This window comes from Brevibacterium rongguiense, assembly GCF_009857845.1.
Lineage (GTDB): Bacteria > Actinomycetota > Actinomycetes > Actinomycetales > Brevibacteriaceae > Brevibacterium > Brevibacterium rongguiense.
The window spans coordinates 37,004-54,870 of the sequence record NZ_WWEQ01000015.1 but is presented as its reverse complement, the minus strand read 5'-3'; the positions used below and the strand labels follow the sequence as shown (position 1 = coordinate 54,870).

The following is a 17,867-nucleotide window of genomic DNA, read 5'->3' as shown; positions in this document are numbered from 1 at the left end:
ACACCCGCCGACGCCACTCCTGGTGCGGCCACCAGTCCCCGTCCACCTACGAGGCCCACCGGGCCGCTACGCTGCCAACCGCAGCATAATCAACCAACACCGTGTCCACGATCCGGGGCGAAGGCCCGAAACCAGTTCCGCCCGTCACGAGCACGGGGCGCTGCTGATCGACCATGCCCCAAAAGTCACACGGCGACGCGCTGCGGTTACCCGGCGGATCGCTCTGGTCGCACGGCGACGCGCTCGTTGAATAGACTCGGCCCATGACGAGCGCACCGGAAGTCAGCACCGCCCTCGGCCGCGTCCGCGGCACCACGACAGACGGCATCGACCGGTTCCTGGGCCTGCCGTACGCGGCACCGCCCGTGGGACCCAACAGGTTCCGCGCCCCGCAGCCTCCCGCCGCGCACACCGGTGTCTTCGCCGCCGATCGGTTCGGCCCGCCACCGCCCCAGTTCGCCCCGGATGGGCAGGCGCCGCTGGCGGACCACCGCGACGGCGACGACTGGCTCACGCTCAACGTGTGGGCCCCCGCCGGAAGCCCAGTTGAGCAACCGGACGGGGCCGGTGAGGGCCTGCCCGTCATCGTCTGGATCCACGGGGGCGCCTACATCCAGGGCTCCTCCGCGGAGCCCACCTACGACGGCACCCCCTTCGCGCGGCTCGGCTGCGTCTTCGTCACCCTCAACTACCGCCTGGGGGTCGAGGGCTTCCTCCACTTCCCCGCCAGCCCGGAGACCATCGACTTCCCCTCCAACCGCGGCCTGCTCGACCAGGTCGCCGCCCTGTCGTGGGTGCGGGAGAACATCGCGGCATTCGGCGGGGATCCGGACCGGGTCACGCTCATGGGCGAGTCCGCGGGCGCCGGCTCCGTGCAGGCCCTGCTCGCCATGCCCGCCGCGCGCGGGCTGTTCCGCCGGGCGATCCTGCAGAGCCCCCCAGCGATGTTCATCGACTCCGCCCTGGCCGCCCGGGCCACGGAGCTCTTCGCCGACGCGGCGGGCCTGGAGCCCACGCCCGAGGCGTTCGCCCGCATCGAGCCCGCCCGCTTCGAGGCCCTGACGGCTCGCTACATCAGCGCGCAGCGCGAGCACCGCTCCGAGCTGGGCCGGGCCTCGGCCTTCGAGCCGCTCCTGTGCCCGGTGGTGGACGGGCTGACGCTGCCCGCGGACCCCTGGGAATCCCTGGCCCACGGGGCGAGCCGCGATGCCGAGGTCATCATCGGCCACAACAGCGATGAATTCCGCCTCTTCATGGCCTACCGGCCCCGCGAGGTCGACGCCGGCCTCGCGCAGGCGCGGCTGGCCGCGCTCGGCCCCGCCGGCGCGCTCGAGGCCTACGCGGCGCTGTTCGAGGGACGCGAACCGGAGGACCTCTACGAGGCGGTGCAGTCGGACTGGGTGTTCACGGTCCCGGCCATGCAGCTGGCCCAGGCGCACGCCGAGGCGGGCGGGGCCACGTACGCCTACCTCCTCGCCCTCGCCCCGGAGGGCGGCATCGGTTCGGCCCACGCCGCCGATGTGCCGCTCATCTTCGACCAGTTCGATTCGGACATGGGCCGCCTCATCTACCCGCGGCCCAGCGCCGCGGAGCGCCGCGTGGGCGAGCAGCTGCGCGAGGCGTGGGTGCGCTTCGCGGCCACCGGCGATCCCGGCTGGCCGGCCTGGGACGCATCGCACGCCGTGCGCATCTTCGACGCCGAGCCCCACGATGGCCCGTATCCGCTGCTCGCGCGCTGGCAGGCCTACGCCGAGGACCGCGCGCACGCCCTGGGCCTCCAGCCCGCCGCGCGCCCGGAGCCGTAGAGCGGCTCACATGTAGACGACGACCTTGCCCGCGGCGTGGCCGCCCTCGACTGCGGCGACGGCCCGGTCGGCCTGGGAGAAGTGGAAGCGGCGGCCGATGCTGACCTCGAGCGCGCCGGAGGCGAGCAGCGCCGCGAGCTTGGCGTAGACCTCGGCGGAGCGCCGGCGGCGGATCCCGCTGCCGCCCAGCTGTGCGGCCCGCTCGGGATCGGCGGCGCTGATGAGGCGCATGTCGCGCAGCGCCTGCGCGAACGGGATCGCATCGCCCGCCCCCGCGGGGCGCGTATCGGAGCCGAGCGCCGCGCCGGCGGTGAGCGCCTCCCCGCCCACGAGGTCGAGCACGGCGTCCGGGATTCCCGCGGCGGCCAGCGCCCGCTGCGGCCAGCCGGGCCCGGAGCGGACGAACACGGCGCCGGCGGCCTCGACGACGTCGCGCTTGGACTCGGAGGCCACGCCCACCGTGTGCGCGCCGGCGGAGTGCGCCAGCTGCAGGGCGGCCGTGCCCACGCCGCCGCCGGCGCCGAGCACGAGGAGGGTCTGGCCGCGCTGGAGGTGGAGGTCGGCAAGCGCGTCGTAGGCCGTGCCCACCGCGACCGGCACGCAGGCGGCGGCGGCCGAGCTCACGCCCTCGGGCACCTCGGCGACGGACTCCGCGGCCAGCAGCGCGCGCGGGGCGAACGTGCCGAAGCCCGCGGCGGCGGCGCCGAAGACGCGCGTGCCGGGCGGGAACGCGCCGTCCGGGGCAGCGACGACCCGGCCGGCGGCCTCGCGGCCCATCGCCATGGGGAACGCGACCGGGAATGCGCCCTGGCGCTGACCGGAGCGGACCTTGATGTCACCGGGGTTCACGGCGGTCGCCTCTACCTCGATGAGCACGTGCCCGGGCTGCGGGGCGGGCTCGTCCACCTCGATGAAGCGCGCGGCGCTCGGGCCGCCGTAGGATTCGAAGCCGAAGATCACCATGGGGCAATGCTATGCCCGCCCGCGCTCTAGGGTGGAGCCCATGAGCGAAGAGAAGGCAGTCCCCGACGACGCGGCTGCGCCGGAGGACGGCGCCGCCCCGGATGGCGATGTCGCCGAGCGCCTCGCGCCGCACGGGCCCCGGCAGGTGCGCACCATGCGCGACCTGCTGCCGTGGGAGGGCACCCCGCGGCCCAGCGACCGGGTGCTGCTCGCCTTCCTCTTCATCATTCCGCTCTTCTACCTGGTCATGTGGCCGCTGCGGCCCATGCTCATCGCCAAGATGCCCGTGCTGCTGTCGTTCCTCATCGGGGCCAAGACCGTGGTGGCCGGCGCGGGGGCCTTCGCGGCCGTCGAGTCCCACCCGCTGTGGATCGTCGTCGCCGCGGGCTGGGCGGGCATGATGAAGTTCGACTGGCTGTGGTGGTTCGCGGGGCGCCGCTGGGGCGAGCGCATCGTGTCGATCTTCGCGAACACGGAGCGCACGTACCGCCGCGCCGAGCAGATCCGCCGCCTGCCGCGCTGGCTGCTCATCGCGCTCGTCGTGCTGGGCCGGTTCCCCGGTGTGCCCGGCAGCATCGTGTGGCTCATCTCCGGCTGGTCCGGCATGCGCTTCTGGACGTTCTTCCTGTGCAACGCCGCCGGAGCACTGGTGCTGAGCTGGGGCTGCGCGTGGATCGGCTTCGAGATCGGCCAGCCCGCTGTCGACCTGCTCAAGCTCGTCGACAAGTACGCCCTGTGGGTCTCACTGGCCATCATCGTGGGCATCGCGGTGTGGAGCGGCTGGAAGGAGGCCCGGCGCCAGAGCGCGCAGGGCCGGTAGGCGCTCTCACTGGGCCGCCCGAGGCGCCCTACGTGCCCGAGGCGCGCGGGGTGCGCGCGAGGTGCGCTCGAGGCGTCCTGCGTGCCCGTCCGGTTCGCGCCTCGGGCGCGGTGCGCGGCCACGGCACCCATCGCATAGGCTCTCCCACGCCCGATGCCCGCCCCGAGGAGGCTCCTTGGCCCTGCGCGACCTGTTCGCCGACACTCGCCCGCTGCGCGTGCCGGCCTATCGGCGCCTCTTCATCGCCAACATCGTCACGGTCATCGGCGCCCAGCTGACGATCGTCGCGGTGCCCGCGCAGATCTACTCCATCACCGGCAGCTCCGCCTACGTGGGCCTCACCGGCATCTTCGGCCTGGTGCCGCTCGTGGTGTTCGGCCTCTACGGCGGCTCGCTGTCCGATGCGATGGACCGCCGGCGCCTGCTCATGGTCACGGGGCTGGGCCTCGCGGCGGCGAGCGGACTGCTGTGGCTGCTCGCGTTCATCCGCACCGACAGCGTGTGGCTCGTGCTCGTGGCACTGGCTCTCCAGCAGGCGTTCTTCGCGGTCAACCAGCCGGCCCGCTCGGCGATCCTGCCCTCGCTGGTGCCCAGTTCCCAGCTGGCCGCCGCGAACACGCTGAACATGACCCTCATGACGTTCGGGGCGATCGTTGGCCCGCTCGTGGGCGGCATGCTCATCCCCGTGCTGGGCTATCCGCTGCTCTACGCGTTCGATGCCGTGGCCCTGGGCGTGGCGCTTTGGGCGATCGCGCGCCTGCCCGCCCTGCCCCCGCGCACCGGCGTGGGCGGACAGGTGCGCCGGGCGGGCTTCGCGAGCGTGATGGAGGGCTTCGCGTACCTGCGCACCTCGCCGGTGCTGCTCATGAGCTTCGTCGTCGACATCATCGCGATGGTCTTCGGGATGCCGCGGGCCATGTTCCCGCAGATCGCGCACGAGTCCTTCGGCGGCCCGCCCAGCGGCGGGGCGGTCTTCGCGCTGCTGTCGGCCGGCCTGAGCATCGGCGCGACCGCGGCCGGCGTCTTCTCCGGCTGGGTCTCGCGCGTCTCCCGGCAGGGCCGCGCCGTCGTCATCTGCATCGTGGTCTGGGGCGCGGCGATGGCACTGTTCGGGGCGTTCCTGCCGCTGGCGCACTCCCTGTGGTGGGCGGCCCTGGTGGGCGCGCTGGCGTGCCTCATGGTGGGCGGCGGGGCCGATACGATCTCCGCGGCGTTCCGCACGACGATGCTCCAGCAGGCGGCCGACGACGACAAGCGCGGGCGCCTGCAGGGCGTCTTCACCGTGGTGGTGGCCGGCGGCCCGCGCATCGCGGACGTGGTACACGGCTACGCGACGTCCCTCGTGGGGACCGCCTGGACCTCGATCGGCGGCGGGGTGCTGTGCATCGTGGGCGTGCTCGCCGCCGCGGCGCTCGCTCCGTCGTTCATGCGCTACCGCGCGCCGCGCGACACCGTGGACGGCTAGGAGGGCTGGTTCCGCCGCCGCAGGGCGAGCGCGGCCAGGCCCGCTCCGAGCGCCAGCACGGCGCCCGAGGCGAGGAACGCCTCGCGCATCCCCGCCGCCGTCGCGACCCAGGCCCCGAAGAGCGGACCGAGCACCTGGCCGGCGTGCTGGGCGGCGACCATGAGCCCCAGCACGCGGCCCACCCGGGCGGCCGGCACCAGCGCGCGCAGCGCCGAGGTGGCGGCCGGGGCCAGCCCGCCCACGGCGAGCCCCAGCGCGAAGCGCAGGGCGACGAGCGCTGGGGCCGAGTGGGCAAGGTACTGCGCGCTCGCGCACAGCGCGGCGGCCGCGAGCGAGAGGGCGAGGACCCGCCGCGGCCCGATGGCATCGGCCGCGCGCCCGAGCACGGGCCCCGCGATCATCGTGCCGGCCGCGGTGGCCGACAGCGCGATCCCGCCCCACAGCGCCGCAGGCTGCCCGCCCGGCAGCTGGGCGCTCAGCAGGGTGATGAAGGGCTCGACGGACATGCTCGCGAACGTGATGAGCGAGGCGATCGCGAGCAGCAGCACGATGGCCGCCGAGGCGCGCGCCGGCGCCCGCTCTCCCTGTGCACCGGGCGGGCCGGGCGCCGCGGGCGGGTCGGAGGGTCCGGCGGGGGCGCTGGGCGCAGCGGGGGTGGCTGGCCCATCGGGAGCGACGGGTCGGCGCTGGGGCCGGTCCGCAGGCAGGCCGAGCACGACGGCGAGGAACGCGGTGAAGATGAGGGCGCCCGTCCACCCGAAGACCACCCGGGGGCCCACGAGGGGCGGGAGCAGCCCGCCGAGCACGGGGCCGGCGAGGTTGCCGGCCATGACGCCGGAGGTCAGCACGCCCACCGCGAAGGCGCGGCGGGCGACCGGCGTGAGGTCCGCGACGAGGATCATGGCACCGGAGGCGAAGCCACCCAGCAGACCGGTGAGCAGGCGCAGGGCCAGGAGCTGCCCCACGTCCTGGGCGAGGCCCGTGAGGCCGATCGCGATACTCATGCCCAGCCCCGCGCGCACGAGCATGGACTTGCGCCCCCACCGATCGCCGAGCATCCCCCACAGCGGGGCGACGAGCGCCGCCACGAGGTAGGTCGCGCCGAAGCAGATCGCGGACCAGTGGACGATCGCATCCGGGTCCTGCACGCCCAGCTGCCGGATGTAGACGGGCAGGAAGGGCACGAGCATCGTCATGCCGACAATCGTCGTGAACGAACCGAACGTGCAGATGGCCAGGCTGCGGGCCCACGGACGGACACCGGGTGCGGGGGTGGGCACCGGTTCGGCGGGGCCTGCGCTGGTGTTCGCACCGGTACTGGTGCTGTGCGTGTCATCCCTGCCGTCGGCCGCGCCCATGCCGCCATTGTCACCCCAGCGTCCGGATTCCGAATCGGCGCGTCTTGGCATGCAGGACGTCTGGTCACTCGAGACCGGCTGCCGGCCCGTGACCGCGCCATCGGCTGCGGCAGGCATACTTGAGCGGGCGGGGCTGCGCCGGTCGCTCACGCCGACGGGTACCCGGCCCGCCGCATCCCGCTCGACGTCCGGAAGGCACCGCCATGAGCTCAGCCGCGCAGCACCCCCAGCCCCGCGAGGGCCACCCGCCGGCCTCCAGTGATGCCGGCGGCAGCCATGCCCGCGGTGCCGAGCAGGAGTCCGGCAGCGGGGTCACGGTCGTCCTCGCGTTTGCGGCCAATTTCCTCGTCGCCGTGGCCAAGTCCATCGTCGCCGCGCTCACGGGGTCCGCCTCGATGCTCGCCGAGGCCGCGCACTCGTGGGCGGACACCGGCAATGAGATCTTCCTCCTCATCGGCGAGAAGCGCTCCCGGAAGCCCGCGGACCGCTCCCACCCGCTGGGCTACGGGCGCTCGGGGTTCGTATGGGCGATGTTCGCGGCGATCGGCCTGTTCGCGGTGGGCGCCGGCGTATCGATCTGGCACGGCATCCAGTCGCTGACCGTAGAGAGCGAGGGCGAGGACTACCTGTGGGGCTACGTGGTGCTCGCCATCTCATTCGCGCTCGAGGGGACCTCGTTCCTGCAGGCGCTGCGGCAGACGCGGCGCGGCGCGCGTCGGCGGCGCCTGGATCCGCTGCGCTACGTGGCGAAGACGTCCGATCCCATGCTGCGCGCGGTCTTCGCGGAGGACTCCGCGGCCCTCCTGGGCCTCCTCATCGCCGGCGCGGGCCTGTTCCTGCACCAGATCACGGGCAATGCGATCTGGGACGCGCTGGGCTCGATCCTCGTGGGGGTGCTGCTGGGCATCGTCGCGATCGTCCTCATCTCCCGCAACGCCTCGCTGCTCACGGGTGAGGGCGGCACGCCGCTCGTGCGCAACGAGCTGCTCAAGATCATCCTCGACAGCCCGGAGATCGCCAGCGTCAGCTTCTTCCACACGGAGTGGGTGGGCGCCAACCAGATCCTCGTGCTCGCGTCGGTCGACGTCGCCGGTGACGCCCGCGAGTCCGAGCTGCGCCGGCTCATGCAGGACGTGGAGGACCGGCTGGAGCGCCAGCAGGTCGTGGCGCGTGCCCTCCTCACACTCACGCGACCGGGGGACACCACGCAGCTCGGTCTCGAGCCGCTGCCCGACTGGTACGAAGACCCCGCCGCGCAGGACTGAGCCGGCTGGCCTACGGGCAAGACCGGCCCGGCTGGCCTGCGGGCAAGACCGGTCCGGCTGGCCTGCGGGCAGCGCCGAGCGGGGTGGGCCGTTCCCGGCCCTGCTGCTCAGGCGCGCAGCGCCAGGGCGAAGGGCAGCACCTCCTTGGCTCCGGCAAGGCGCAGCTCGCGCCCGGCGATGGTCATGGTCCACCGCGAGACCACCTCGGTGTCGACGAGCAGCACGACCTGCCCCGCGACCGCCTGGGCGACCGGCTCCGGGACGAAGAACGCGTCGTGGAGCCCGCGCAGCCGATACGCGCTGTTCGAATCCGGCGTTCCCGGGTCGTGGAGGAGCTGGAGGTCACCGGCATCGATGAGCTTTCCCGCCGCAGCGAGCTCGGCGGCCAGGGAGCGCACCGTGTGCGGGCGCACGGCACTCGGAACCCCCACCACCGCGGTGGGGCGCTCGGCCCACTCCCATTCGGAGAGCACGCGCAGGCACCAGGAGCCGATGTTCGCCGGCACCGGGGCGTCCTCGGCACCGGCGGCGAGGAACCCGCGCAGCGCCTGGCCGGGGCCCAGGTCCGTCAGGCGCGCGATCACCCGGCCCGGTCCCACCCGCTCGGCCTCGGGGATCTTCCCCTTGAGCTGGACACCGATCTTGGGCAGGCCCGTGGGCCACGCCGCGCGCGGATCGAGTTCGAGACCCACCCCGGAGAGCACCGATTCGGCGCGCGAGCGGCCCTCCTCGGAGACCTCGGACGACCACCAGGGGCCCGCGCACACGTCGCAGCGCCCGCAGTCGGAAGCCGCGGGGTCATCGAGCTGTTCGGCGAGGAAGCGCATGCGGCACATCCGACCCGCCTCGTAGTCGAGCATGGCCTGCGCCTCGCGGCGGCGCGCCTGCGCCACCGCCGCGTACCGCTCCTCGTCGTAGGTCCACCCGGCGCCCGTCGACACGAAGCCGCCGGCCACGCGATCGACCGCCCCGTCCACCTGCAGCGTTTTGAGCAGCAGCTCGAGGCGCGAGCGCTTGGCGCCCACCAGCGGTTCGAGCGCGGGAACCGAGAGCGCCGGGCTGCCCCCGCCCGAATCGGAATCCGCGCGCGCCGCGTCGAGGGCCGCGAGAACGGCCCGAGCCGCCTCCGGGTCCGGCATCGAAGCCGTGGCGAAGTACTCCCAGATATCCGGATCCTCCGGGCCGGGCAGCAGCAGCACGTCCGCCGAATCGGTGGCGCGGCCAGCGCGACCCACCTGCTGGTAGTACGCCACGGCCGACGATGGCGCGCCCAGGTGGATGACGAAGCCCAGATCCGGCTTGTCGAACCCCATGCCGAGCGCGGAGGTGGCGACGAGCGCCTTGAGGTCATTGCCCTTGAGCCGCGCCTCGAGTGCCTCGCGCTCCTCCGTGTCCGTGCCCCCCGTGTAGGGCGCGACCTCCCAGCCGGCCTGGCGCAGCGCGCGCGCCACGTCCTGGGCGGCGGAGACCGTGAGCGTGTAGATGATCCCCGAGCCCGCGAAGTCGCCCAGGTGCTCGGCCAGCCAGGCGATCCGCCGGCCCGGCGGCGCGGTATCGGCCACGCCGAGCCGCAGCGAGTCGCGGGCAAGCGGGCCGCGGATGACGAGGGTGTCGGCTCCCAGCTGCGCGGCCACATCGTCGACGACGCGCTCGTTGGCCGTGGCAGTGGTCGCGAGCACCGGGAGATCCGCCGGGAGCTCCGCCAGCAGCGCCCCGATCCTCCTGTAGTCGGGGCGGAAGTCGTGTCCCCAGTCGGAGATGCAGTGGGCCTCGTCCACCACGATCATGCCGACGCCCCCGAGCAGCCGGCCCAGGACGCGCTCCCGGAACTTGGGGTTCGTCAGCCGCTCCGGCGAGATGAGCAGGACGTCGACCTCGTTCCGGTCGAGCGCGGCGAGCACATCGTCCCATTCCGTGGCGTTCGACGAGTTGATCGTCACCGCCCTCACCCCCGCCCGGGCGGCTGCCGCAACCTGGTCCCGCATGAGCGCGAGGAGCGGCGAGATGATGAGGGTGGGCCCGCCTGCCCCGGCACGCTGCCCGAAGCCCTGCCGGATCAGCCGCGAGGCGACGAAGTAGACGGCGGACTTCCCCCAGCCCGTGCGCTGGACCACGAGCGCCCGGCGGCGGCCGGACACGAGGGCCTCGATCGCCTCGAACTGCCCATCGCGGAACTGCGCATCCGCGCGCCCCGTCAGCTGTACGAGCACCTGACCGGCAGCTTCCCGCAGCCCACCGGGCCCACCGCCGGCCGGTGCGGTGTCCAGCACATGCTCGCCCACTTCGACCGCACCGGGCCCGTCTTCGGCAGGGCCCGCTCCATGATTGCCGGCGTCGCTCATGCCCCCGACTGTAGCGATGCCCGCTGACGCGGCCCCGGCCGCACCCGGACCGCTTGTCTCATGTTCGTCCACAGCTGCCCCCTTTCTCCACCGGAGAACGTCGCAGAATTCCTGCAACAGCCTCTTCCATTCGAATATATATCGGACTACAATCGAACACAAGCATCGTACGAGCGGTTTGATTGCCGCTCGCAGAGCGCTCCAGGGACACCTCCCATGGCGTCACCGGAGCGGCCGGACAACCGCAGCGTCGCGAAGGGAGCACCCGGTGACCGCTCAGCACGCACCCCAGACACCCCCGGCGCTCACAGCCGCGGAGGCCGTCCTCGACGCGGCCCACCTCGCGCGGGCGCAGGCCGTGTGCGCCCAGCTGACCCGCGCCTATCTCCTCGAGCGCACACCCCTGGGCACCGGACGGGGCACGGATGCGCGCGCCTCGTCCGACCAGCTGCCCGCGGAGTTCGCAGACCTCCTCGCGGCACTGCCGGAGGCGGCGTGGGCGGCGCTGGCCGCGGGGGCGGACATCAGCCTGCACCGGGCGCACACGCTCGGCACTCGCTCATTTGCCGTGTTGACGGTGCTGCCGGACCTGTTGGCGCTGGCTGCCGCGGCGCAGCTGCGCTACGGCCGTCTCGAATACGCCGCCGGCAAGGGCATGCAGTTGGGGGAACCGCTGCGCAGCCGCTTCGACGGGCTCGTCTGCGCGGTCCCCGCGGCCTGGGAGTGGAAGCGCTGGAAGAAGGCGGTCGACGACATCTTCGCCACCCTCCTGCCCACCCCGGACCGGGAGAGCGAGGCGCACCGCGGGCGCCGGGTGGCCTATTGGAACAACGGTGACGGCACGGCGTGCATGCAGTTCACCGGCCCCACGGTGGTCGTAGCCGCGGCATACCGCCGCTACACGGCCTGGGGCCGGGCGATTCTCGCCTCGCAGACCGGAGTCCTGGCCGAGCACACACCCGAGCTGGGAGCAGCCGACCGGATCGCCGCCGAGGCGACACTCGACCAGATGCGCTTCGACCTCGGCATCCTCTCCGTGCCGCGGCTGACCCTTCCGGTGCAGCGGGCCGATGGGACCACCGCCGCCATTGCCGTCACCATGCCCACGAGCGAGGCCTGGCTGCGCAGCCAGGCGGCCGTCCAGGTGACGCTGCCCCTCCTCACGCTCGTCGGCGCCTCGGATCTCCCGGGCCACCTCGATGACCTCACACCGGTCTCCGCCGAGGATGCCCGGCGGATCGCGGTGCACGCCCCGTCGATGCGCCGCATCCTCACCGATCCGGTCACGGGGACGGCCGTCGAGGCGATGGCCAGAAGCTATCCCGTCCCCGCGGCCCTCAGAGCAGCGATCCGAGCGCGCTGGGTCTGGTGCACCGTGCCCGGATGCTCGCGCAGGGCGGAGAGCTCGGATATCGACCACATCTCCCCATTCCAACGAGCGCACCCCGAGCGGGGCGGCCTCACGCAGCTGTGGAACCTCCATCCGCTCTGCCGTCGCCACCACAACCTCAAGACCAGCGGAGTCTTCACCGTCGCCCGAGATGACCAGGCGGGCCTCGCGACAGCACCCGCCGGCGAGGCCGTCGCGACCCTGGGCATACCGGGGGTGGGCGGCGGCGTCCGATGGACGTTCCCCGCGGCGGTCGCCGGGCCAGTGGCACCACCGGGCTCGCACATCGAGGTGGAGCACGCGTGCCAGATTGCGCGGCTCGCGCCTCCCCCACTCGCAGCACCCCCGGCGGATCCCTCAGACCCCGCGGGCGGTGCAGACCTCCCCAGCCCGGCAGATCCCGCAACCGGTGCAGACCCCGTTGCCGACGATCCACCGCCGTTCTGAACCGGCTGCGCACATGTCCAACCCGGCTGCACATGTCCAACCCGGCTGCGGGAATGCCCGGACCGGTTGGGCGCATGCCACGATGGGGCCATGCAGGCACACGAGGCGGGAATCGCGATCGGAACGCGCACCGCCGGTACCCACAACGCCATCACCGACGTCGCGGGAGTGCGCGTGGGGCACTGGACCCGCATCGAGGGAAAGGGGCCGCTCGACCGAGGAGCCGGGCCGGTGCGAACGGGTGTCACGGTGATCGATCCCAGCCCCCACGATGTGTGGACGGCCCCGCTGTGCGCGGGCTTCCACCGGCTCAACGGCAAGGGGGACATGACGGGCATCCAGTGGCTCATCGAATCGGGCACGCTCAGCTCGCCCATCGCACTGAGCAACACGAATGCCCTGGGCACTCTGCGCACCGGCCTCATCCGCCACCGAGCCGACCAGGCCGCGCGCAGCGACGGCAACCCCACGTTCTCCGGCCAGCCGGTCTGTGGGGAGACCAACGACGCGTTCCTCAACGACATCGCCGGCTTCCACGTCACCGAGGAAGCGGTCGCACAGGCCCTCGAGGCCGCAGCGGGCGGCCCCGTGGAGCAGGGCAGCGTCGGTGGGGGCACCGGCATGATCTGCCACGACCTCAAGGGCGGCATCGGCACCGCCTCGCGCCTCGTGCCGGCCCCCGCCCCTAACACGGCCGCTGACACGGGTACTGAGGCTGCCACGCGCACTGACACCGACATGGGCACCGCCGCGAATATGGGCACAGCCACGGGCACTGGCCAGGCGGGTGACTACACAGTGGGCGTGCTGGTCCAGGCGAACCACGGCACGCGCAGCCGGCTGACGGTCAACGGCGCACCGGTGGGCGCGCTGCTGTCCGCACCGCTGCCGCAGCCCGGTCCCACGGATTGGCGCAGCGCAGCCGGACGAAACCGCGCAGCCGGCAGCGCAGCCGGTGGAAGCAGCGCAGCCGCCAGCGGGCCAGGCAACACCGCCTGCGGCACACACGGTCGCGAGCCCGGCAGCGGGTCAGTCAGCGAGTCCGGCAGCGCCTCGGCCTCGCCTTCCCCGCTGGCCCCGGGCGAGGGGTCGATCATCGTCATCGTCGCCACGGATGCGCCGCTGCTGCCGCATCAGCTCAGCCGGATCGCGCAGCGGGCCGGGATGGGCATCGCCCGCACGGGCGGAGCCGGGGAGTACTCGAGCGGCGACATGATCGTTGCGTTCTCCACGACGGCCGGGCTCGCGGAGTCGACGCGGTATCCGGCGCAGGCACCGGACTTCGACCGGCTGCGCACGCTCACCGATCGCAGCATCAACGAGCTCTACTGGGCCACGATCGAGGCCACCGAGGAGGCCATCGTCAACGCCATGCTCTCGGCCCCCACGATGGTCGGCCGCGACGGCAACACGGTCACGGGTCTCGACGCGGCCGAACTGAAGGCGCTGCTCGACAGATTCGGCCTCGCATCGCCCCCGGCCGCCGGATCATCCCGGGCGTGAACCGCCTGCGGGCGGTCAGCCCTCGGATGCCCCACCCCCGTGTGACCTGGCCTCGGGCGGCCCTCCCTCATGTGACCTGCCCACGTGCGGCCCGCTCTCGGACGACCTGCGCGTGGCCGCACCACCCGCTGCCACAAGACCCGGAGCGCGCCCGGGATCGATGAGGGCGGAGAGGACGAGCGCCGTGCCGGCCCCCACGCAGAACCCGGCGGCGGTGTCGGTGAACCAGTGGACGCCCAGGTACAGGCGGGTGGCCGCCACGAGGACGGACAGGCCCAGGGCGGCCGCCCACACGAGGGCCATCGACACGGGGCGTCGGAGCATCCCGCACACCACCACCGCCGCCGCGCACGCGAGCGCGGCGGTCCCGGTCGCGTGGCCCGAGGGGAAGCTGTAGTCCGCCTCGAACACGAGCCGGTCGATGGCGGGCGGGCGCTGGCGCTCGAAGACGAACTTCAGCAGGTAGGTGATCCCCGCCGCCAGGGCGACGGACCCGAAGACGTAGACCGGCACCCGCCAGCTGCGGCGCGCCCACCACAGGACCAGCCCGGTGGCGAGCGCGAGCAGGATGGTGCCCGCGGGAGAGAACGCCTCGGTGACGGCCACCGCCCATGCCGTGATCACGGGGCGGGGGCGGAATGGCTCATCGCCCCATTCAACCCTGTCCGGATGGGAGACCGCCCAGCACCGGGGCGCGCGGTGCCCGTGTGACACCGCATGACCTTCCGGCGCGCCGCCCACCCACCACCGGAGCAGAATGCGCTGGTGAACGCACAGCACCGAGCCACGGGCTCCTCCCCCTCCGCGTCCCCCTCCCCCACCTCACAGCACGGCCAGCCAGAACAGCACGGCCAGCCAGCGCCGCTCATCATCCGCACCGCCGGTGACGTCAACCGCGTCCTGGGCCTCTACGGCTCCCAGGGCACGAAGACGAAGGCGATCATCCTGCTGGCGCTGGGCGGGATCTTCATGGACGCCTACGACTTCTCCTCGATCGCATTCGGCATCACCGCCATCAAGGCGGAGTTCGGGCTCAACGGCTTCATGACGGGCTTCGTCAACGCCGCGATCATGATCGGCGCGGTGGCGGGGGCGGTGTTCGGCGGCTACCTCGTGGACCGCTTCGGCCGCTACAAGCTGTTCATGGCCGACATGGTCTTCTTCGTCGTCGCGGCCGTGGGCTGCGCGCTGGCCTGGGACGCGTGGTCGCTCATCGGCTTCCGCTTCATCATGGGCATCGGCGTGGGCCTCGACCTGCCCGTCGCGATGGCGTTCCTCGCCGAGTTCTCCAAGCTCGCCGGGCGCGGCAACCGCTCGCAGCGCGTGAACGCGTGGTCGCCGGCCTGGTACATCGCCACGGGCACCGGCTACCTCATCGTCCTCATCGTCTTCCTGCTCCTGCCCATGGAGCAGCACGCGATCCTGTGGCGCATCGTCGTGGGCTTCGGCGCGGTGCCGGCGCTCATCGTGCTCCTCGTGCGCCGCCGCTACATGGCGGAATCGCCGCAGTGGCTGGCCGACAACGGCGACGTCTCCTCCGCCGTGGACATCATGCGCAGCCACCACGCGCTCGACGTCGTCTACGAGGCGCCCGAGGCGCAGCAGGGCCGGGCGGGCCGCGCGCGCTGGGCGAACTTCGCGGAGCTCTTCAGCCCCCGCTACCGCAAGCGCACGATCCTGGCGCTGTGCGTCTCCGTGTTCTCCACCTTCGGCTACAACGCGGTGGCCTACGGAACCCCGCTCATCATCACGACGCTCTTCCATCAGGGCCCGCTCGTCACGATCATGGCCTCGCTCATCATCAACCTGTGCTTCGGCGCGCTCGGCGGGCTGCTGGGCATGAGCATCGTCAACCGCTTCGGCACGCGCGCGGTGACGGGCACGGGCTTCGCCATCCAGGCGGCCGCGCTCATCGTGCTCGCAGCCGTGGGCATCCCGGCCGGCGGCCTCGTCGTCGTCTCGATCGCCATGCTCGCCGCGTTCATCTTCGCTCAGGCCGGCGGCCCGGGCGCGAACCTCATGAACTATGCGACGCTGTCCTACCCCAGCCGGCTGCGCGGGATCGGGGTGGGCTTCAACCAGGCGGTGCTGCGCACGTTCTCCATCGTCTCGCTCATCGCGTTCCCCATGCTCGCGGCTTCGCTGTCCACCGGCGTCTTCTGGATCGTCGCGTGCGCCCCGCTGGCCGGTGCGATCGCGGTGGCGCTCATCCGCTGGGATCCCACGGGCGTGGACGTGGATGCGGAGGACCGCGCCGCGGCCTGAGCCGGGCGGCCCGCCGGCCTGCTCGCCGCTGCCCCGCTGGCCTCGCTGGCACCCGCACCATCCCGCCGCCGAGGCGCGGGCCGGCACTCAGTTCCGGCGCAGGCCCGCGCGGGCCAGGTCCGCGATCGCCGCGCACACGCGGTCCAGCCGCTCGGAGGCGAGCTTCCAGCGGTGCAGGTACAGCGGCACATCGGCGGTGGTGCCGCGTCCGGCGAGCGCGATGAGCGGTGCGGGCGGCTGCGGCAGCGCACCACCCGCCGCCGCGTCGGCCAGCTGCGCCTCGGGCACCATGCCCCAGCCGAGTCCGGCGCGCACGGCCAGCGCGAATGCCTCGGAGGTGGGCACCTGGTGGTGGGCGGGCGCCTCGGTGACACCGCGGGCGGCCAGGAGATCGGTCTGGAGATCGTCGTCGGCACCGTAGTCCACCCAGGGCAGCGCGGCGAGCTGCGCCGCGCTCACGGAGGCGCGCCGCAGGCCCCCACCGGGCCCGCTCCCCTCCTGGACCGCGCCGTCCGACGACGCCGCATCCCCCGCCGGCACCGCGATGCCGCGCTCGGCGAGCAGCGCCTCGCTGGCCACCGCGCGATAGCGCATCCGGCCCAGCGCCACCGCAGCGCAGCCCGCCGGCGGGCGCGGCTGCGAGCTGAGCGCGGCCATGACGGTCCCATTCGTCAGCAGCGCAGCGGAGCTGCCCTGGTCGACGACTTCCAGGCTGAGCAGCGCATCCGGCCACTGCGCGGCGCGCGCGAAGAGCGGGCGCAGCCACGTGGCCAGGGAATCCGCGTTGACGGCCAGGCGCAGTGCGACGGGCACGACGGCGCCTCCCGCAGCTCCGTCGGCCTCTCCGTCGCCGTCTCCACCAGAGCCCGAGCCGGTGGCGAGGGGGCCGCCGAGACCCGCCTCGGCGAGGCAGGCGAGCGCATCGGCCTGCACGAGCAGCACCTGGCGGGCGGTGCGCAGCACGATCTGCCCGGCCTCCGTGGGCGCCACTGGCGAGGTGCGCCGCAGCAGCACCGCCCCCACGTGCGCCTCGAGTGCCCGGATGCGCTGGCTCACGGCCGAGGGCGTGATGTGCAGGCGCCGTGCGGCGGCGTCGAGCGCACCGGCGTCGACCGCCGCGGCGAAGGCGCGCAACTGCTCGACATTCATCCCGTCCTGCCCTCCGACCCGCGCGCTCTCATGAAGCAATTCTGCATGAGGATGAGAATCTGTCACGTTTCTTCACCCACTCACGGCCCGTTTTCGGCCCCGCCGCGGGCCGCGCGGACCTACCGTTGAGCCATGCTCACTCACGCCTTCTCCGGCCTCCTCGCCGGCTGGTCCATCATCATCGCCGTCGGTCCGCAGAACGCCTTCATCCTGCGCCAGGGCCTGGCGCGCAAGCACGTCGGCCTGGTCGTCGCCATCTGCACGCTGGCCGACATCGGCCTCATCGCGGCCGGGAACCTGGGCGTAGGGGCCCTCGTCACGGCCGCCCCGTGGGCGCTCGAGGTGCTGCGCTGGGCCGGGGCGCTCTACCTGCTCTACTTCGCCTTCCAGTCCTTCCGCAGCGCCGCCACGGCCAGCGGGCTGCGCGCAGGCGGCGGCTCCGATTCGGTGCGCACGGTGGTGCTCACCACGCTCACGATCACGTTCCTCAACCCGGCGGTCTACCTCGACACGGTGGCCATGCTCGGCACGCTTGCCAACCAGTCGGCCGGGCACGCGTGGGCGTTCTCCCTGGGGGCGATGCTCGGGTCGGTCACGTGGTTCGCCGCCCTGGGGTACGGCGCCCGCGCGCTGGCCCCGCTGGTGTCGTCGCCGCGCGCGTGGCGCTGGATCGACATCGGAATCGGGATCGTCGTGACCCTGCTGGCGCTGCGGCTTATCCTGGGCGCATGAGCGCACACACCTCCACCGCATCCGTGCCCACCGACCGCGCCGGCCGCTACGCCAAGCAGCTGAGCGACCACATGGGCCGCAAGGCCGACGCCCAGTGGGACGCCGAGGCGGGCACCGGCACGATCGTCTTCGCCGACGGCGCCGCCACCGCGCGCCTGACCTCGGCCCCCACCGCGCTGGACTTCGCGCTCGAGGCCGTGGACGCCGAGGCGCTGGCGCGCTTCGAGCACGTGCTCGGCATCCACCTCATCCGGTTCGGCCGGCGCGACGAGCTCGTCTGCTCGTGGGTGCGCACGGACGGCACCCCGGGCACCTCGCAGAGCGTCGCCGACCTCGAGGACTGAGCGAGACCTCGAGGACGGA

The 17,867-nt window shown here is 73.2% G+C and carries 14 protein-coding genes; 9 read left to right on the top strand and 5 right to left on the bottom strand.

The genetic code is table 11. From position 1 onward, the window contains the following. The first annotated feature begins 263 nt into the window (after positions 1-263). Positions 264-1,805: a carboxylesterase/lipase family protein gene (locus GSY69_RS05350; protein WP_160952843.1), complete on the top strand. Its 1,542-nt coding sequence runs from the start codon at positions 264-266 to the stop codon at positions 1,803-1,805. Between the two features lie 6 nt (positions 1,806-1,811). Here the strand turns inward: GSY69_RS05350 and GSY69_RS05345 are convergent, their stop codons facing one another. Then, positions 1,812-2,768, bottom strand: coding sequence for a zinc-binding dehydrogenase (locus GSY69_RS05345; protein WP_202410828.1), 957 nt, complete (start codon positions 2,766-2,768; stop codon positions 1,812-1,814). A gap of 40 nt (positions 2,769-2,808) precedes the next feature. Here GSY69_RS05345 and GSY69_RS05340 point away from each other — a divergent pair, with 40 nt between their 5' ends. Next, positions 2,809-3,588 (top strand): DedA family protein, encoded by a 780-nt coding sequence (locus tag GSY69_RS05340; protein ID WP_160952842.1) that lies wholly within the window; start codon positions 2,809-2,811, stop codon positions 3,586-3,588. Between the two features lie 175 nt (positions 3,589-3,763). Then, positions 3,764-5,053: an MFS transporter gene (locus tag GSY69_RS05335; protein WP_202410827.1), complete on the top strand. Its 1,290-nt coding sequence runs from the start codon at positions 3,764-3,766 to the stop codon at positions 5,051-5,053. Here the strand turns inward: GSY69_RS05335 and GSY69_RS05330 are convergent. Next, positions 5,050-6,411, bottom strand: coding sequence for an MFS transporter (locus tag GSY69_RS05330; RefSeq protein WP_160952841.1), 1,362 nt, complete (start codon positions 6,409-6,411; stop codon positions 5,050-5,052). The genes GSY69_RS05335 and GSY69_RS05330 overlap by 4 nt on opposite strands. A 203-nt stretch (positions 6,412-6,614) precedes the next feature. Between GSY69_RS05330 and GSY69_RS05325 the strand changes: the two genes are divergently transcribed. Next, a complete protein-coding gene (locus GSY69_RS05325; RefSeq protein WP_160952840.1) occupies positions 6,615-7,676 on the top strand; it encodes a cation diffusion facilitator family transporter in 1,062 nt (353 codons plus the stop codon). Between the two features lie 107 nt (positions 7,677-7,783). Here the strand turns inward: GSY69_RS05325 and GSY69_RS05320 are convergent, their stop codons facing one another. After that, positions 7,784-10,018, bottom strand: a complete 2,235-nt coding sequence (locus GSY69_RS05320; protein ID WP_160952839.1) for a RecQ family ATP-dependent DNA helicase — start codon at positions 10,016-10,018, stop codon at positions 7,784-7,786. Positions 10,019-10,286: 268 nt separating this feature from the next. Here GSY69_RS05320 and GSY69_RS05315 point away from each other — a divergent pair, with 268 nt between their 5' ends. Then, positions 10,287-11,855: an HNH endonuclease signature motif containing protein gene (locus GSY69_RS05315; RefSeq protein WP_160952838.1), complete on the top strand. Its 1,569-nt coding sequence runs from the start codon at positions 10,287-10,289 to the stop codon at positions 11,853-11,855. A 90-nt stretch (positions 11,856-11,945) separates the two neighbouring features. Further along, complete coding sequence (locus GSY69_RS05310; RefSeq protein WP_160952837.1) at positions 11,946-13,358, top strand: P1 family peptidase; 1,413 nt, start codon at positions 11,946-11,948, stop codon at positions 13,356-13,358. 15 nt (positions 13,359-13,373) lie between these two features. Here GSY69_RS05310 and GSY69_RS05305 read toward each other — a convergent pair whose 3' ends face one another. Beyond that, positions 13,374-13,982 carry a phosphatase PAP2 family protein gene (locus GSY69_RS05305; protein WP_160952836.1) on the bottom strand — a complete coding sequence of 203 codons (609 nt, stop codon included), beginning with the start codon at positions 13,980-13,982 and terminating at the stop codon, positions 13,374-13,376. Between the two features lie 141 nt (positions 13,983-14,123). On the opposite strand from GSY69_RS05305, the gene GSY69_RS05300 reads away from it, so the two are divergent. After that, positions 14,124-15,623 (top strand): MFS transporter, encoded by a 1,500-nt coding sequence (locus GSY69_RS05300; RefSeq protein ID WP_268525161.1) that lies wholly within the window; start codon positions 14,124-14,126, stop codon positions 15,621-15,623. Positions 15,624-15,710: 87 nt separating this feature from the next. Here GSY69_RS05300 and GSY69_RS05295 read toward each other — a convergent pair whose 3' ends face one another. Continuing rightward, the gene (locus GSY69_RS05295; RefSeq protein ID WP_160952834.1) at positions 15,711-16,772 is read right to left on the bottom strand and encodes an ArgP/LysG family DNA-binding transcriptional regulator; all 1,062 of its coding nucleotides are present in this window, start codon (positions 16,770-16,772) and stop codon (positions 15,711-15,713) included. Between the two features lie 132 nt (positions 16,773-16,904). Here GSY69_RS05295 and GSY69_RS05290 point away from each other — a divergent pair, with 132 nt between their 5' ends. Both GSY69_RS05290 and GSY69_RS05285 read left to right on the top strand, forming a co-directional pair. Continuing rightward, positions 16,905-17,504: a LysE/ArgO family amino acid transporter gene (locus GSY69_RS05290; protein WP_160952833.1), complete on the top strand. Its 600-nt coding sequence runs from the start codon at positions 16,905-16,907 to the stop codon at positions 17,502-17,504. After that, positions 17,501-17,848: a DUF2218 domain-containing protein gene (locus tag GSY69_RS05285; protein WP_160952832.1), complete on the top strand. Its 348-nt coding sequence runs from the start codon at positions 17,501-17,503 to the stop codon at positions 17,846-17,848. The genes GSY69_RS05290 and GSY69_RS05285 overlap by 4 nt, the downstream gene beginning before the upstream one ends. The last annotated feature ends 19 nt before the right edge of the window (positions 17,849-17,867 follow it).

Excerpts from the sequence above, each read along its gene's own strand:
- GSY69_RS05350 (WP_160952843.1), top strand. The coding sequence starts at position 264 with ATGACGAGCGCACCGGAAGTCAGCACCGCCCTCGGCCGCGTCCGCGGC.
- GSY69_RS05345 (WP_202410828.1), bottom strand. The coding sequence starts at position 2,768 with ATGGTGATCTTCGGCTTCGAATCCTACGGCGGCCCGAGCGCCGCGCGC.
- GSY69_RS05340 (WP_160952842.1), top strand. The coding sequence starts at position 2,809 with ATGAGCGAAGAGAAGGCAGTCCCCGACGACGCGGCTGCGCCGGAGGAC.
- GSY69_RS05330 (WP_160952841.1), bottom strand. The coding sequence starts at position 6,411 with ATGGGCGCGGCCGACGGCAGGGATGACACGCACAGCACCAGTACCGGT.
- GSY69_RS05325 (WP_160952840.1), top strand. The coding sequence starts at position 6,615 with ATGAGCTCAGCCGCGCAGCACCCCCAGCCCCGCGAGGGCCACCCGCCG.
- GSY69_RS05320 (WP_160952839.1), bottom strand. The coding sequence starts at position 10,018 with ATGAGCGACGCCGGCAATCATGGAGCGGGCCCTGCCGAAGACGGGCCC.
- GSY69_RS05310 (WP_160952837.1), top strand. The coding sequence starts at position 11,946 with ATGCAGGCACACGAGGCGGGAATCGCGATCGGAACGCGCACCGCCGGT.
- GSY69_RS05295 (WP_160952834.1), bottom strand. The coding sequence starts at position 16,772 with ATGAATGTCGAGCAGTTGCGCGCCTTCGCCGCGGCGGTCGACGCCGGT.
- GSY69_RS05290 (WP_160952833.1), top strand. The coding sequence starts at position 16,905 with ATGCTCACTCACGCCTTCTCCGGCCTCCTCGCCGGCTGGTCCATCATC.
- GSY69_RS05285 (WP_160952832.1), top strand. The coding sequence starts at position 17,501 with ATGAGCGCACACACCTCCACCGCATCCGTGCCCACCGACCGCGCCGGC.